Annotated in this window: 14 protein-coding genes; 3 read left to right on the top strand and 11 right to left on the bottom strand. The window is 37.7% G+C overall.

The features are described 5' to 3' along the window. Window positions 1–226 precede the first annotated feature (226 nt). Complete coding sequence (locus AC4GZ8_RS25715; RefSeq protein WP_491084736.1) at window positions 227–1,099, bottom strand: nucleotidyltransferase-like protein; 873 nt, start codon at window positions 1,097–1,099, stop codon at window positions 227–229. A 232-nt stretch (window positions 1,100–1,331) separates the two neighbouring features. Between AC4GZ8_RS25715 and AC4GZ8_RS25710 the strand changes: the two genes are divergently transcribed. Further along, the gene (locus tag AC4GZ8_RS25710; protein ID WP_491084735.1) at window positions 1,332–1,685 is read left to right on the top strand and encodes a YgzB family protein; all 354 of its coding nucleotides are present in this window, start codon (window positions 1,332–1,334) and stop codon (window positions 1,683–1,685) included. Between the two features lie 79 nt (window positions 1,686–1,764). On the opposite strand, the gene perR is transcribed toward AC4GZ8_RS25710, so the two are convergent. The 8 genes from perR to AC4GZ8_RS25670 all read right to left on the bottom strand — a co-directional run bounded on the left by perR (window position 1,765) and on the right by AC4GZ8_RS25670 (window position 8,618). Then, window positions 1,765–2,202 (bottom strand): peroxide-responsive transcriptional repressor PerR, encoded by a 438-nt coding sequence (gene perR, locus AC4GZ8_RS25705; RefSeq protein WP_491084734.1) that lies wholly within the window; start codon window positions 2,200–2,202, stop codon window positions 1,765–1,767. Window positions 2,203–2,342: 140 nt separating this feature from the next. Further along, window positions 2,343–3,296, bottom strand: a complete 954-nt coding sequence (locus AC4GZ8_RS25700; protein ID WP_491084733.1) for a D-2-hydroxyacid dehydrogenase — start codon at window positions 3,294–3,296, stop codon at window positions 2,343–2,345. 534 nt (window positions 3,297–3,830) lie between these two features. After that, window positions 3,831–4,940: an aminopeptidase gene (locus tag AC4GZ8_RS25695; RefSeq protein WP_491084732.1), complete on the bottom strand. Its 1,110-nt coding sequence runs from the start codon at window positions 4,938–4,940 to the stop codon at window positions 3,831–3,833. 18 nt (window positions 4,941–4,958) lie between these two features. Next, entirely contained in the window at window positions 4,959–5,429 is a 471-nt protein-coding gene (gene bcp, locus AC4GZ8_RS25690; RefSeq protein ID WP_491084731.1) for a thioredoxin-dependent thiol peroxidase, read from the bottom strand. A gap of 68 nt (window positions 5,430–5,497) precedes the next feature. Continuing rightward, window positions 5,498–5,854 carry a potassium channel family protein gene (locus AC4GZ8_RS25685; RefSeq protein ID WP_491084730.1) on the bottom strand — a complete coding sequence of 119 codons (357 nt, stop codon included), beginning with the start codon at window positions 5,852–5,854 and terminating at the stop codon, window positions 5,498–5,500. A 156-nt stretch (window positions 5,855–6,010) separates the two neighbouring features. Then, window positions 6,011–6,796, bottom strand: coding sequence for an ABC transporter permease (locus AC4GZ8_RS25680; RefSeq protein WP_491084729.1), 786 nt, complete (start codon window positions 6,794–6,796; stop codon window positions 6,011–6,013). A 4-nt stretch (window positions 6,797–6,800) separates the two neighbouring features. Beyond that, window positions 6,801–7,592, bottom strand: a complete 792-nt coding sequence (locus AC4GZ8_RS25675) for an ABC transporter permease (protein ID WP_491084728.1) — start codon at window positions 7,590–7,592, stop codon at window positions 6,801–6,803. Window positions 7,593–7,601: 9 nt separating this feature from the next. Then, complete coding sequence (locus AC4GZ8_RS25670) at window positions 7,602–8,618, bottom strand: ABC transporter ATP-binding protein (protein WP_491084727.1); 1,017 nt, start codon at window positions 8,616–8,618, stop codon at window positions 7,602–7,604. Between the two features lie 333 nt (window positions 8,619–8,951). Between AC4GZ8_RS25670 and AC4GZ8_RS25665 the strand changes: the two genes are divergently transcribed. Then, complete coding sequence (locus AC4GZ8_RS25665) at window positions 8,952–10,241, top strand: glutamate-1-semialdehyde 2,1-aminomutase (RefSeq protein WP_491084726.1); 1,290 nt, start codon at window positions 8,952–8,954, stop codon at window positions 10,239–10,241. A gap of 481 nt (window positions 10,242–10,722) precedes the next feature. Next, the gene (locus tag AC4GZ8_RS25660; RefSeq protein ID WP_491084725.1) at window positions 10,723–11,790 is read left to right on the top strand and encodes an FUSC family protein; all 1,068 of its coding nucleotides are present in this window, start codon (window positions 10,723–10,725) and stop codon (window positions 11,788–11,790) included. A gap of 581 nt (window positions 11,791–12,371) precedes the next feature. Here AC4GZ8_RS25660 and AC4GZ8_RS25655 read toward each other — a convergent pair. Then, window positions 12,372–14,114 carry an ABC transporter ATP-binding protein gene (locus AC4GZ8_RS25655; RefSeq protein WP_491084724.1) on the bottom strand — a complete coding sequence of 581 codons (1,743 nt, stop codon included), beginning with the start codon at window positions 14,112–14,114 and terminating at the stop codon, window positions 12,372–12,374. A gap of 324 nt (window positions 14,115–14,438) precedes the next feature. Next, window positions 14,439–14,969, bottom strand: a complete 531-nt coding sequence (ntdP, locus tag AC4GZ8_RS25650; RefSeq protein WP_102233075.1) for a nucleoside tri-diphosphate phosphatase — start codon at window positions 14,967–14,969, stop codon at window positions 14,439–14,441. Window positions 14,970–15,198: the final 229 nt, after the last annotated feature.

Genomic DNA, 15,198 nt, shown 5'->3' with positions numbered 1-15,198 from the left:
CTTGTTAATCGAAATTAACGTTGGCACGCTTGGTTTTGTTTAGTTTTCAAAGATCATTTTGTTTTGTCGTTCGTTAGAAGCGACTTTATTAATATAACATTTCTATCCCGGATCGTCAACAGCTTTTTTTAAAAACTTTTTCCAATCAAGTTAGAGTCAAAAACATCGCCGCTGAATACATAAGTAACAGCGACGAATAATAATATATCATCTACAAAAACCTAAGTCAATACTTTTTCTCAACAAAATAAACTCTATGGAAAACACCTTTTCCTTTTGTTTGTTGTCTTTCTATAGATACATACTTCTTCTCAACTAGAAACTCTAATAAAACACTTAAGTCCACGGAGTAATGTTTTAACTCAGGGTGATGATATAATTCGTGAAAGTACCACGAGTCTCTCTCAGACATAATAGATAAGATATGTCCTGCTCCATCTTCCGTTTTTGAGTGGATTAGAAAATCACTTGCTAGAAATAGAAGCTCTAATCTTTTTTCAAGAGATTCTTCCCCTTCAATTAGTTCCTTATATAACTTATAGATCTGGGGCTCGATTTGTTTTACCTGATTCCAAACTGTTACTTCAGGATAATATCCTCGATCAATTACCTCTAATCTCGCTAAGTGATGCAGGGCATGAACAATATGGTTGAACGTATCTAATAGTTGGTTTGATTCAAACAAAACCTTTCCTTCTAAATAACGTCGAATGAGCTTTGCGAATTCAATCCCCATTTTTAACTTTCTCTCGGCAAATGGAAATGTTCTCAGGTGCTCAACTAACCCGGCTATGTATTCATTTCGGTCGAAAAGGACCTTTCCATTCAATACCCAATCAACCATCCTTCTATTTGTTCCCAAAAGAATGGATTGATTTACATCATCTTTTGACATAACAGTTAATGAAGCTTTTTTATCTTCGTATTCATAATGCTTTACATATAAAGGTTGATCCAGTTCCTTCACAATCACTAATAATGCTACATCGAAATTATCAGTTAAAGGTGAAGTTTGATTTCTTTTTTCAATCATGATGACTGCTAGTGTATTTGGGTGACTTGCACGTTCTTGGTAAATTGGACGGAGAATATTTTCCATCAACATCGTCCTCCATTATATGGGCTTTAATATTGTTTCTACATGAGTGTTCAAAAACCCTCTCAAATTAAATTGAGTTTCTTTTACTCTTTAATAGAACAAATAAGTAATAACGTAACACAGTATATACATCTTAAAACTAGTACCAAAAAAATATCATTTCTGATAATATTAAAAAGCATAAGCCTGGAAAGCGCTAAACTCTCTTCACTTGTCATAAGGAGGTTAAAATATGGCTCGTAAATATACAAGTAAGATTAATAAAATAAGAACTTTTGCTTTAAGCTTAATCTTTGTAGGATTTATCATTATGTATTTCGGTGTTTTCTTCCGAACGAATATGTGGGTTATGACGATCTTTATGATGCTGGGTATGCTGTCGATCATTGCTAGTACGGTCGTTTATTTTTGGATTGGCATGCTGTCAACAAAAGCTGTTCAAGTTATATGTCCCTCTTGCGAAAAACCAACCAAGGTCTTAGGTCGTGTTGATATGTGTATGTATTGCAAAGAGCCTCTTACATTGGATAAGGAACTCGAAGGAAAAGAGTTTGATGAAAGCTATAATAGAAAAAAGACAAAATAAAACACATAGAAAAGAACGGCTGTATTTTGCCGTTCTTTTTTTCAAATCATGCAAAAAACAAGCTAAAATCTAGCTTGTTTTAATGTGTTTCTTTCTTTTCACAGCTATTGCACAAACCGTAGATTTCCATACGGTGGTGACTTACCTTAAATCCCGTAACATGTGCAGCTAAAGCCTCAACTTCATCAAGTCCTGGATAAGAGAAATCAACTATCTTTCCACAACTCTCACAAATGACGTGATAGTGATCAGACGTTACAAAATCAAAACGACTTGATGCATCGCCATACGTTAATTCCTTAACAAGTCCAACTTCACGAAATACCCTTAGGTTGTTATAAACTGTAGCAACACTCATATTAGGGAATTTTCCTTCTAACGCTTTATATATATCATCGGCTGTAGGGTGTGTCATGGAATCGACCAAGAATTCAAGTATAGCATGACGTTGAGGTGTAATGCGTACTCCAGTTTGTTTCAGGGTATCTAATGCATCCTTTAATTGATGTTCAGACATCCGCCATGCACCTCACTTCTATAGAAATTCTTACATTATAATGTTTATAAATAGTGTACATTGTTACTAAGACTTTTGTCAAACGTTCTTTATACAATGTATTATTTACGGCAATTTTTCATTCATGCCTATGTTTGAAATTAATATCTTTTGCTAAGCGAAATTTTATTTTTCATCTCTGTATATTCTTTTCGTAAATAATGGCCTAGATTGTATTTAAAAATCTCCATTGCCCTAGGTACGTATCTTTTTGTAATTCCAGATAGATGGGGGGTAATCGTGACATTTTCCATATCCCACAACTCATGTTCCGCTGGCAGTGGCTCTTTTTCGAATACATCTAATACCGCATGCATGGAGCTGTTTGTTTTTAGAACCTCTATGAGATCCCTTTCAACGACCACGTCACCTCTTCCAATATTGATAAACACTGACTTCTCTTTCATATTTGTGAAAAATTCCTTATTTAGAAGCCCTTTTGTGTGATTTGTACTAGGAAGAATGGAAATAACAAAATCGGCTTTTGACAATGGGTCTTTTACCTCATCCATTTTATACGTTTTATCAAAATGGTCAACTGCTCTTCCGTCACTATTCACTCCCAGCACTTCCATAGCGAATGCTTGGGTTAATTTGGCAGTGGCCGTCCCGATTGCCCCTGTTCCGATAATGAGGACAGTTTTCTCATACAGCTCTTCCATTCTGACACGACGATCCCATTTATGTAATCGCTGATTTTCACTTAATACGTCTGCTTGGCGTGAAACTTGAAGCATCATGGCGATACAATATTCTGCCATCGGAATCGCATGGACACCTTTTGCATTCGTCACTAAAACATCACGCTCTTCAAGTGCAGAAAAAGGAAGCCTGTCTATACCAGCAGATGCCACCATCATCCACTTCAACTTTTTTGCCAAATGAATATGTTCCTCTGTTAGATCCTCTCCATACGTAAGGATAATATCTGCTTCTGGCAGCAAATCAACTGCATCACTTATTTTTCTATCATGATAAAAAGTCACATGAGGAAAAGATTGATCGAAATCCTCTTTCAAGTAATCTGGTAGTTTAACCGTTGATAAAACCTTCACAATTTTGTTCCACTTTTTGTATATTCTAGATTTTATAAAAACTTGCAATTCTCAAGCACTGATTAGGAAAAACTAAGTTTTATTTTCATTTGTTTTTTGCACAGAATCTATTCGGTTGATTGGAGCGAAGGTGCGAGACTCCTGTTCAGAAATGCGGAAGCGCCTGTTTAGCCTAGGGCAAATAAGAAGCTCTTGAATAGAAGACGTTCTTTGTCTTCAATTCAAGAGGGGCTAGGCGCTGGAGCAAGACACGGGTGCAGCGTGACAGGTGAGACCCCGGATGCGTTTACGCTGAGGAGGCTCACCGCCCACCCCACGGAAAGCGAGCATCCTGCAGCTCCAATCAACCATCCGCAAGCCTAATTATAAGGCAACAAATTTTTACGATAACAAACTAAAAAAGAGTGCGGAGCAATTGTCCGCACTTCCAATCCGGCGCTAACATTTGAGGAGGTAATGCCTTCCCTATACTTTACGCACAATTTACCAATTTGGCTGGACGTTTGCCTTACGTTTAAAAAATAGGCTAAAAACTTATTTCAAGTTTTCTTTATTCAATCCTGCTAGCTCTGGGAGAACAAATTGACCATCTTTTCGAATAAGCACATCATCAAAATAAATTTCTCCTCCACCGTATTCCGGTCTCTGGATTAACACCATATCCCAATGAATAGCAGATTTATTTCCGTTATTCGCTTCCTCATATGCCTCACCTGGCGTAAAATGAAGACTTCCACAAATCTTCTCATCAAACAAGATATCACCAATCGGCTCTTCTATATATGGATGGAAACCTAATGCAAATTCTCCTATATACCTTGAGCCCTCATCAGTATCAAGGATTTCATTCAATTTTTCTGTTTGATCTGAAACCGCGTCAACGATTTTTCCATTTTCAAAAGTGAGTTTTACATCTCTGAACGTCATTCCATGATATGGACAAGGTGTGTTAAACGAAATCGTGCCATTTACCGACTCTTTTATCGGGGCAGTAAAGATCTCTCCGTCAGGTACATTTGCTTCTCCTGTACAGGGGATGACTGGAATTCCTTTGATGGAGAACTGTAAATCTGTACCGGGTCCTGTGATTCTTACCTGATCTGTTTTTTCCATTAGCTCCTTTAATGGCTTCGCAGCACTTGCCATTCTGTCATAATCGATTGTACTAACATTAAATAGATAATCTTCAAATGTGCTTGTACTCATTTTGGCCTTCTGAGCTAAACCTTTCGTCGGGTAATTCAATAGCACCCATTTACGTTGATTCACATAGAATTCTGATACAGGCTTCATGATTTCTCCGCGGAGCTTGTGCTTTTCCATCGGAACTTCCGACATTTCTGCATCATTTTCTTCCCCGATAATGATAATGACAGCATCCACATCTTGATAGATTTGCATTTGCCATTTGGCTTGTGTTTCTAGTTGTTCTTTTTGATAGTTTTTTGCTAGATGCAGTGTAATTTCATCATCAAGAATATCCACATAAGGATATGCCCCAATAGAATAAGCTTGATCAATAATCTCTGTTATTAGCGGTTTTGTATTTAGGTGCCCCCTAATTAACACTCTTTCTCCCTTTTTCACTTTTACTGAGTGATTTAATAAGACTGCGGCAAGTTTTTTTATTCTCTCGTCTCTCATTATGACACCTACTAATCATTAAGATTGAATTTCTTTTATGTAATTCAACGCTTCTTCGACATGGTCTTTTACTTTTACCCTTCTCCATTCTTTGATGATTTTCCCCTCTGGATCAATAATAAAAGTTGAGCGTTCAATCCCCATATATTCTTTTCCGAAGTTTTTCTTTAACTTCCAAACGCCAAAAGCTTCTGCTAACTGATGTTCATCATCAACTAATAGTTGAAAAGGCAAGTCGTGTTTCTCTTTAAATTTTTGATGTTTTTCCTGTGGATCAGGACTTACCCCAACAATGACTGCATTTACGTCTGCAAAGCTTTGATGCTGATCGCGAAAATCACATGCCTCAGTTGTACATCCTGGTGTCATATCCTTTGGGTAAAAATATAAAACAACGTATTTCCCTTTATAATTTTCTAAATTCACCTTTTCTCCATTATCTGCTACTAATTCAATATTAGGTACATGACTACCAACTTCAATTGTCATACATATCCCTCCAACAAATATATTCTTTCTTAAGCGTAACCAACTTTTCGTCATCCTACAACTCTGAACTACTTCTCAATCCCGATGACAGTACGCGCTAAGAAGACAGCCGGAAGAATATATCCAATCAAAGCCTCAATCACAGCCAGAAAACGTCCAATTCCAACAGGCACAATATCCCCATACCCTACCGAAAACAACGTTACGGCACTGAAATATAAAGAGGTTAAAAGAGAATCAAAGTAGGTTCCGGTTACAGGATATCCCCCTTCTTGCAAGACTGGAATATTACTCTGCAAGCAAATCAAATAAATGACTCCAAACCCTAGCAAGAGAGATATATACAGGTACGTAATCATAATAATCGTTTCAAAAGATAAAAAATTCTTCTGGAAACAAACAATGACAACACTTTTAAAACTCATAAAGATACAAACTACGATACAAATACAGAAGAATAGACCCACACAATTCACATCCTACCTTGCATGTCCTCTTTACACTATATACACGCAAAGGCATTGTTATGAAAAATAAATAGGGTTGCCCTATCAACTTTTAGGACAACCCTTCTATCAATTTTAATTCCCGGCACCTCTATACCTTTTTACCCCCTGGTTCCATAAGAAGACAGAGAGGATAAAGAAACCAACCCCTATCACAGGAGTTAAGAATGAATACATATACCATTCTTCTTTATTAAGGAAGTATGCTGCTGGATACACTCCTACAAATGCGAACGGGAGGATCCATGTTAAAACAAAGCGAATAACAGAATTATAAATATCAACCGGATAACGGCCATAGTTTCCGATATTATACATCATCGGCATGAGGGAAGTACGAGCGTCAGACCAGAATCCAATACTAGCTAACGAAACAAAGATTCCTGCATAAACAAGTGCTCCGCTTATCACAAAAAGAATAAACAGGATGATGTCAAACCAATGAAAGCTAAGACCAAGTTGAATTGAAGCATATCCCATAATAACAATCCCCGTGATGGCTCCAAACAAGGATTCCAGCTCCATTCGTTCTAATACAACTTGAAAGAGGCTGTGGATTGGCCTTGTTAAGATCCGATCCATTTCTCCTTTGACAATATACCGTTCATTAAAATCCCAAATATTAAAAAACGCTCCAAAAATAGCATAAGGCACTAAGAAAAAACCATAAATAAATATGATTTCATCACGATTCCAGCCGCTTAAAAACTGTGTATGGCCAAACACAACCAGAATAAAGGCTAGATTTGTTACTTGAAACAACATATCTGAGAGCAGCTCCACAACCATATCTGCTCTGTATTGCATTCTTGTTTTCATGTATTGTCCTACATATTGGGTAAACATTGAAAAATAAAACATCTCATCATCCTCCCTGAATGATCATTCGTTTTTTTGCTATAACCCATAGAACTTGAATTGGGAGGAGTAACACAATTGCCCAAAAGCCTTGTAACAGAATAGCTTGAAGAACTTCATTTCCTTTTATCCCTTCAGTAAAAATCATACTAGGAATATAGCTAATCGCTTGAAATGGGAAATACACCATAATATCCTGAGCCCACACCGGATAAAAGCTAATCGGTAATAGCAACCCTGAGAAAAGGTCAATGATCACACGTTTCGCTCTCATTAATCCATCATTATTAAACAGGAAGAATGTCAGCATGCCCGTAATTAAGTTGATTTGGGTATTGACGATAAAACTAAACATTAGTGAACTCGCAAATAAAAGCCATGTGATGCCATTTGTTGAAAACTCCATCGGAAACACAAGCGCCACAATGACCATCCCTGGAATAGAGAAAAATACTAAGCGAAAAATCCCTTCTCCAAAAGCCTGCATCGTTTTCATACCAAGGTAGTTATAAGGTCTTATTAGTTCAACCGCTACTTTTCCTTCTTTAATCTCAAGCGCAATTTCACGGTCAATATTATTAAAATAAAAAGCTCTAGCCATCCACGATACCGCGACATACGTTGTCATCTGAACAGCAGACAAGCCTTCGATCGATTCTTTCCCGCCATATATGGCTGTCCACAAAAAATAATAGGCACCTATATTAATGCTATAAATCAAAATTCCGCTGTAATAATTCGTTCGATACGCCAGCATCATTAAAAAGCGGATTCTTATCATTTCGATATATTTATCCATGTTTTCACCTCAGCTTGAAAGGGCCTCTCCTTTTTCATATATATTTCGAATCACTTCTTCAGTAGAAATCTCCTTCACACTCAAATCTGTAATTGGATGAGTCCCTACTACTAGGCCAATTAACTCAGACATTTGAGTTTCCTTATCACTAACGAATGCATTCCAAGTGTTTAATTTGTCTCCCTTTTGCCAGATCACATCAAGATCCTGAGTTAAGAAGCTAAGCTGTTCTTCAAGTACTTCTTGCTCAAATTGAAATTCAATTTGCTTTCCTTCTCCCCAATGGGAACGCAACTTAGCTAACTCTCCATCATAAATGACCTTTCCTTCATCAAGCATAATGACCCGCTCGCAAAGTGCCTCAATATCTGAAAGGTCATGAGTTGTCAGGAGAATCGTTGTTTTATATTTTTCATTCATTTCTTTTAAGAATTGACGGATTTTAAGCTTCACTAGAACATCAAGCCCGATTGTTGGCTCATCTAAAAATAGTAATGGCGGATTATGAATAAGGGCTGCTGCTAATTCACATCTCATTCGTTGTCCAAGTGACAGTTTTCGGACAGGCTTATCCAGCAAAGGTCCAATATCAAGCGTGTCAATAACATGTTCCATGTGCTCGTTATAATCTTCATCAGACACTTTATATACTTTCTTTAATAAGCGGAATGACTCTTGTACGGCGATATCCCACCACAATTGTGAGCGCTGGCCAAACACGACCCCGATTGATTTGACAAATTGCTCACGCTCTTTATGAGGATTCATCCCATTGACAAGAACTTGACCTGAGGTTGGGGTTAAAATGCCTGTTAGCATTTTAATTGATGTTGATTTCCCAGCACCATTTTCACCAATATATCCGACCATTTCTCCCTGCTTCACGGTAAATGTCACGTCATTAACAGCAGGAATCGTTTTGTATTGTCTATTTAATAAATCACGAAACGCGCCCTTTAAACCTTGTCTGCTCGAGTACGATTTAAATTCTTTACGCAATTCTTTTACTTCAATGATATTTGTCATTTTTCTCCCTCCAAGTTTCGTCACAACTTATTAGTTTATCTAAAATGATGGTATACAACAAATGGTAAGCACCTAATTTTGTTGATATTTCCTGATTCGTGATAGAATAATACGAGACTTCCATCAATAGGGGGTGTTTTTTGTCGCCCACTAATGATGTACTAAAGACTTATCACGCTAAAAACGCCACGTCCTGTGGCTTAGCCCGACTAGGACATCCTGTCATTTGTCGGGCAGTTATCCCCCACCTAACTTCTTTGCTTCTCTAGAATCTTGAGGCGGGGGTGATAAACCATAATCTTTTCAACTTTACATAGTTAGCAGGAGGATATGATGAATTTTACAAAATCACAAGAATTACACGAAGAAGCATTACAACATATTGTAGGCGGAGTAAACTCCCCTTCTCGTTCTTATAAAGCTGTTGGCGGAGGTTCACCTGTTGTGATGGAAAGAGCAAAAGGCGCGTATTTCTGGGATGTTGATGGCAATAAATATATCGATTACTTAGCAGCATACGGCCCAATTATTACAGGACACGCTCATCCACATATTACAGAGGCAATTACAAAGGCAGCTGAAACCGGTGTTCTATACGGTACCCCAACTCCACATGAGATTACATTTGCTAAGATGTTGAAAGAAGCGATGCCAGCCATGGATAAGGTTCGTTTTGTAAACTCTGGGACAGAGGCTGTTATGACTACAATTAGGGTCGCACGCGCCTACACTGGCCGCAATAAAATCATTAAATTTGCCGGATGTTACCACGGACATTCAGATCTTGTTTTGGTTGCAGCCGGGTCAGGCCCTTCCACTTTAGGAACTCCTGATTCAGCTGGTGTTCCTAAAAGCATTGCCAAAGAAGTGATTACTGTCCCATTCAATGAAATCGAACCATTGAAGGAAGCTTTAGATAAATGGGGAGATCAAGTTGCAGCGATCCTTGTTGAACCAATTGTAGGGAACTTTGGAATTGTCGAGCCTAAGCCGGGATTTTTACAGGAAGTAAATGAGTTAGTTCACCAAGCAGGTGCTTTAGTCATTTATGATGAAGTGATCACTGCTTTCCGCTTCATGTATGGAGGTGCTCAGGATTTACTTGGTGTTTATCCAGATCTAACAGCACTAGGGAAAATCATTGGCGGCGGCCTTCCAATAGGAGCATATGGCGGTAAAAAAGAAATTATGGAGCAAGTCGCACCATTAGGACCTGCTTATCAAGCTGGTACAATGGCTGGTAACCCTGCTTCAATCCTTTCTGGAATTGCTTGTCTGGAAGTTTTGAAACAAGAGAATGTCTACGAAAACCTAGATAAATTAGGAGCCATTCTTGAAGAAGGAATATTACAACACGCTCGTACATATAATATTCCGATCACGATCAACCGACTTAAAGGCGCTTTAACGATCTACTTTACGAATGAAAAAATATCCAACTATGAACAAGCAGAAAACACGGACGGTGAGATGTTCGCAAAATTCTTTAAGCTAATGCTTAACCAAGGCATTAACCTTGCTCCTTCTAAATATGAGGCTTGGTTCTTAACAACCGCCCATACCGAAGAGGATATCCAAGTAACATTAAAAGCTGTTGAACAGGCATTTAGCCAGTTAAAATAGAAAAGCAGAAGCGTATAGGTGCTAGAGCTAGACACTATAATAAATTTTATACTTTCTTATTTTGAAAAGAAGAGGAAGACTCCTTTTAAGGGTGCAGCCCTAGAGTCAACCTCTTCCTTTTTCATATAAGGGTATTGTCAGAAAATATGAACGATTTACATTTTTGTAAAATGGGGTAAATACTTCTTGTAATAGGGAATAAAAGGCTGTATAGTACGATATTGATTTATAAGAAAAGCGCAAGCGCCTTGGTCATCGCCGTACAAAATGGAGGAGCATCGACTAAAGATTTACGAAACACGGTAAGCGAAGCGAACCGATGTTGACTTATCGTAGGGAGATGATCTGAAGTTTGATAGGCGATAGGCGCTGGAGTTAGACACCAAAACTTAGTACAAAACTTATAAATTCTGATACTACAAAAAATACTCCTTCAAAGAGTTTTTTATTTTGAAAAATGAAAGGAATGTATTAAACATACATGAAACTAGGTGCACGCATCCTTAAGACAGGGATAGCCATTACACTAGCTTTATTTTTAGCAACAGCATTACAAATGCCATCTGCTGCTTTCGCCGGTATCTCAGCGATTTTTGCCATACAACCAACCATTTATCGCTCTTATTTATCTATCATTGAACAGGTTCAGGCAAATGTCATTGGTGCTGCTTTAGCAATTGGATTCGGGCTGATTTTTGGCTCACACCCTATTATCATTGGTCTTACAGCGATTATCGTCATTGCAATCAATATCAAATTAAAGTCTGAAACCACAATTCCTGTTGCTCTTGTTACAGTTATTGCAATATTAGAAAGTCCTGGTGACGACTTTGTTGAAATTGCCCTGATTCGCTTTCTTACTGTACTACTAGGAGTATTTGCAGCATTTATCGTTAATTTAGTGTTTCTTCCACCGAAATACGAAACAAAGCTCTACAACCGTATTGCAGAAAGCACAGAGGAAATTATTAAATGGATCAGAGTCAATATCCGCCACGCCTCTGAACATAATGTGTTGAAGGATGATATCGAAAAAATAAAAGAGCAAATGATCAAGCTAGATCAGCTTTATTTAAATTATAAAGAAGAACGTAATTACTTTAAGCGGGAAAGCTATGCTAAATCCAGAAAGCTTGTTCTTTTCAGACAAATGATTGTCACAACAAATAAAGCATTAGATACATTAAAGAAATTGCATCGTTTGGAAAATGAATTACACCAGATGCCTGAGAACTTTCAAAAGATTCTTGTTACAGAGTTAGATTATCTTCTCTATTTCCATGAAGAATCACTACTACGATTTATCGGAAAAACGAAGAGCCAGCCTTCTGCTGAGTTTTCTGAAGAAGGCAAATTTAATAAAGAACAGCTCGTCACAGTGTTCATGCAATTCCAGGATCAACATGACTCTGCTTGCTTCTATTCTCTGTTACCACTCGTTTCTTCGATCATCGATTACAGTGAGCAGTTGGAGCATTTAGATACTCTTATTTATAGTTTTCATCATTATCATAAAGAGGATAATGAAATTAAGATTTCTGAGGAGTAAAATACAAAAATGCTAGAGCCTTGGTCAGGGGCTAGGCGCTGAGGCTGGATGTCGAAGCACTATCCACAGTCTCTGCTAATTATTTTTACAACATCCAAAAAAGCACATATCTCCCTTTTGGCAAAGGATTCCGTTTTTCGGGTGCATTCTTAATAAATGACATTAGAAATGACGTGTAAATTGGTACACGTCATTTTCTTTATATTATCAAGGGGAATGAACATTTTTTATGGTGGACAACAATCAATGTACAAATAAGAAAAACTGCTAAATTAACTATCAATGTTACTTTATGAAGACCATTTCCCCTGATTTTCCGAAGAGATTTGGTCTTCATCTCCTTTATGAAGACCATTTCCCCTGATTTTCCAAAAAGATTTGGTCTTCATCTCCTTTATGAAGACCACTTTCTTCGATTTTCCGAAACGATTTGGTCTTCATAGGCCTTATAAAGAAAACTCACCGCATATGGTGAGTTTTTACATTTTAATATACCCATTTCTCTGTCTACACTCTTGTCATTTCGACTTAAAATTTCAAAAAAGCATCTCAAAACGTAACGCTTTACCCTTTTGGAGATATTAATCAAGCTGTTGTATCTGAAACAGCTTATGATAATGCCCTTCTCTTTCCATTAGCTCTTGATGTGTACCCTGCTCAACTACTTTTCCGTCTTCGATTAAGACAATTTTATCCGCATGTGTAATCGTTGAAAGGCGGTGAGCAACAATAAAGGTTGTGCGATCTTTGGCAAGCTTTTCAATTGCTTCTTGTATAAGATGTTCACTTTCTAAATCAAGCGCTGATGTTGCTTCATCTAGAATCAAAATTGGCGGATTTTTTAAGAATACCCTTGCAATAGATACCCTTTGTTTTTGTCCACCTGATAGCTTGACACCTCTTTCACCGACCCTTGTTTCATATCCGTTAGGTAATTTCGTAATAAAATCATGGGCATTTGCTGCCTTTGCCGCTTGAATCACTTCTTCCTCTGTTGCATCAGGATTGCCAATCAGGATATTTTCCCTTACCGTATTGCTAAACAAGAATGTGTCTTGAAGGACCATTCCCATTTGTCCCCTAAGACTTTGCGCTTCATAATCTCGTATATCGATGTTATCCAGAAGAATTTGTCCTTCTGTAACATCATAAAAACGCGGCAATAAGCTGACGAGCGTGGATTTTCCCCCACCACTCATTCCAACAAGTGCGACTGTTTCTCCCCTATTTACACATAAGGAGAGATTTTCGATTATAAGAGGCTCTTTTTCCTGGTAGCGAAAAGAAATGTTCTTAAATTCAATTTCACCTTTTACATTATTTGCTTTTATCGCATTTGGCTTATCAACGACTTCATATGGCACATCGATAAATTCAAACACACGATCCATTGACGCAAAAGCCTGGGTTAAGGTCGTTGATGAATTAATTAATCTTCGAAGCGGTCCATATAGCTGTTCGATATAGGCAATAAATGCAACCATTGTACCGATCGTTAATTGCCCTTGGATAACCTGGTACCCCGCATATGTAATGACAATAAGCGGAGATATATCTGTCAATGTATTCACAATCGCGAATGTTTTTGCATTCCAGCTTGTATGATCAAGAGCTTTTCCAAGAAAATTAGAATTTTCTTTTGCAAACTGCTTTTGTTCAAAATCCTCTGTTGCAAAACTGCGAATAACAGGCATTCCCTGCACTCGTTCATGTAAGTGGCCCTGAACTTCAGCAAGAGCTTGCGACCGTACTCTTGTTAAATGTCTCAACTTCCCGTAAAAATACTTCACTGACAAACCATAGAACGGAAAAAGGATAATGGACACTAACGTTAATTTCACATTCATTGACATCATGATTCCAACCGCAATGAAGATCGTTACGATATCCAGCCAAACATTCATCAACCCGGTAATGACAAAATTCTTCGTTTGCTCTACGTCATTAATAACACGGGAAATAATCTCTCCTGCCCGCGTATTCGCATAATAACGCAAACTTAATTTTTGAAGATGGGTAAATAACTGGTCCCTGATATCATATAAAATTTTACTTGCTGTCCATTGAGCAAAATATTGTCGGTAATATTCCACAGGTGGACGAATGACAACAAACAAAACAAACATAATTCCCATAATGGTCAACAAATCTTTTGTTTTTTCAGCTTCAGATCCAGTACCGCCAATAATGTTATCTACCACATGCCTTATTAATAAAGGTAAAAGCAGCGGGATGGAAAACTTAATAACGCCTATAATAATCGTCCCTACTATTTGCAGGCGATAAGGCTTTACAAAAGCCATATATCGTCTAACTATCCCCAAAAAAATCCCCCGTTTCTATCGAAAAGCGTAAGTGCCTTGGTAAGCCCGACAGGCATAAGGCGATTTAGAATAGAAGGCGTTCTTTGTCTTCAATTCTAAATTGGCTAGGCGCTGGCATTATAACTAGTGCCTGCCTCAACGAATGCACTTGCACATCCTTTGCTTCGGAGCTAGACACCAACACTAAGTCAAAACTTATTGTTTTTCTCCGCTAAACTCTAAGCTCTTAGTCTCTCTCTTCACTAATGTGAAAAAGGCTGACTCAAGAATTTACTCGACCACGACAATCGAGGAAATTTTTGAGTCACCCTTGCATTGGTATTATTATTTTACGTATGTTAAATATCGTTCATACCACTCGTCGATAAATTCAGGGGCAAATGGCCCTTTCTTCTGACGAATCCAACGAAGCAGCGTGTCCAAATTTTTTCTTAAAATAAGATCAATGACCTCAGGATAGTTCATCATTTTACTATGAAGTTCATATTCATCTTCATCTAAAATGGTATACGTCATATCAGGGTATACTTTTACATCAAGATCATAGTCAATATATTTCAGCGCTTCATCATCCCAAACAAATGGTGAGCTAATATTACAGTAATAATATACTCCATCTTCTCTAAGCATCCCAATAATATTAAACCAATGTCTGGCATGAAAATAGCATATTGCAGGCTCTCTTGTCACCCACGTTCTTCCGTCCGATTCCGTTACAATTGTTCGGTCATTTCCACCAATAATACAATGCTGTGACCCTTTTAAAACAGTTGATTCTTCCCAGACTCTGTGAATGTAGCCATTATGCTTATAACTATGAATTTGTATTTTGTCTCCTTCCCTGGGAAAGCCCACTTTTCTCCCCTTCTTTCAATCGGTTGCTTCGTGAAACCTCTTTCACAAACGTATTCACCTAATATAGTTGTCCTTATTATACCGTTTGTAAATAAAAAAAGTAAAGAAATCTCACCGACTGGCAAGCATGAAAGGTGAAAAGTGATGCGTAGTTGCATTTATTCTTCATGCTTAAAATTAGCCGCTACGTCGAATACTCTTCCCTGCAGCTAACTTACATAACGAAAAA

This window comes from Metabacillus sp. RB-C-LZQ-3-1 (assembly GCF_058315175.1).
This window is presented reverse-complemented; position numbering and strand designations above follow the sequence as displayed.

Coding starts and splice junctions, on each gene's coding strand:
- AC4GZ8_RS25715 (WP_491084736.1), bottom strand. CDS start 1,099: ATGGAAAATATTCTCCGTCCAATTTACCAAGAACGTGCAAGTCACCCA.
- AC4GZ8_RS25710 (WP_491084735.1), top strand. CDS start 1,332: ATGGCTCGTAAATATACAAGTAAGATTAATAAAATAAGAACTTTTGCT.
- perR (WP_491084734.1), bottom strand. CDS start 2,202: ATGTCTGAACATCAATTAAAGGATGCATTAGATACCCTGAAACAAACT.
- AC4GZ8_RS25695 (WP_491084732.1), bottom strand. CDS start 4,940: ATGAGAGACGAGAGAATAAAAAAACTTGCCGCAGTCTTATTAAATCAC.
- bcp (WP_491084731.1), bottom strand. CDS start 5,429: ATGACAATTGAAGTTGGTAGTCATGTACCTAATATTGAATTAGTAGCA.
- AC4GZ8_RS25685 (WP_491084730.1), bottom strand. CDS start 5,854: ATGAGTTTTAAAAGTGTTGTCATTGTTTGTTTCCAGAAGAATTTTTTA.
- AC4GZ8_RS25680 (WP_491084729.1), bottom strand. CDS start 6,796: ATGTTTTATTTTTCAATGTTTACCCAATATGTAGGACAATACATGAAA.
- AC4GZ8_RS25675 (WP_491084728.1), bottom strand. CDS start 7,592: ATGGATAAATATATCGAAATGATAAGAATCCGCTTTTTAATGATGCTG.
- AC4GZ8_RS25670 (WP_491084727.1), bottom strand. CDS start 8,618: ATGACAAATATCATTGAAGTAAAAGAATTGCGTAAAGAATTTAAATCG.
- AC4GZ8_RS25665 (WP_491084726.1), top strand. CDS start 8,952: ATGAATTTTACAAAATCACAAGAATTACACGAAGAAGCATTACAACAT.
- AC4GZ8_RS25660 (WP_491084725.1), top strand. CDS start 10,723: ATGAAACTAGGTGCACGCATCCTTAAGACAGGGATAGCCATTACACTA.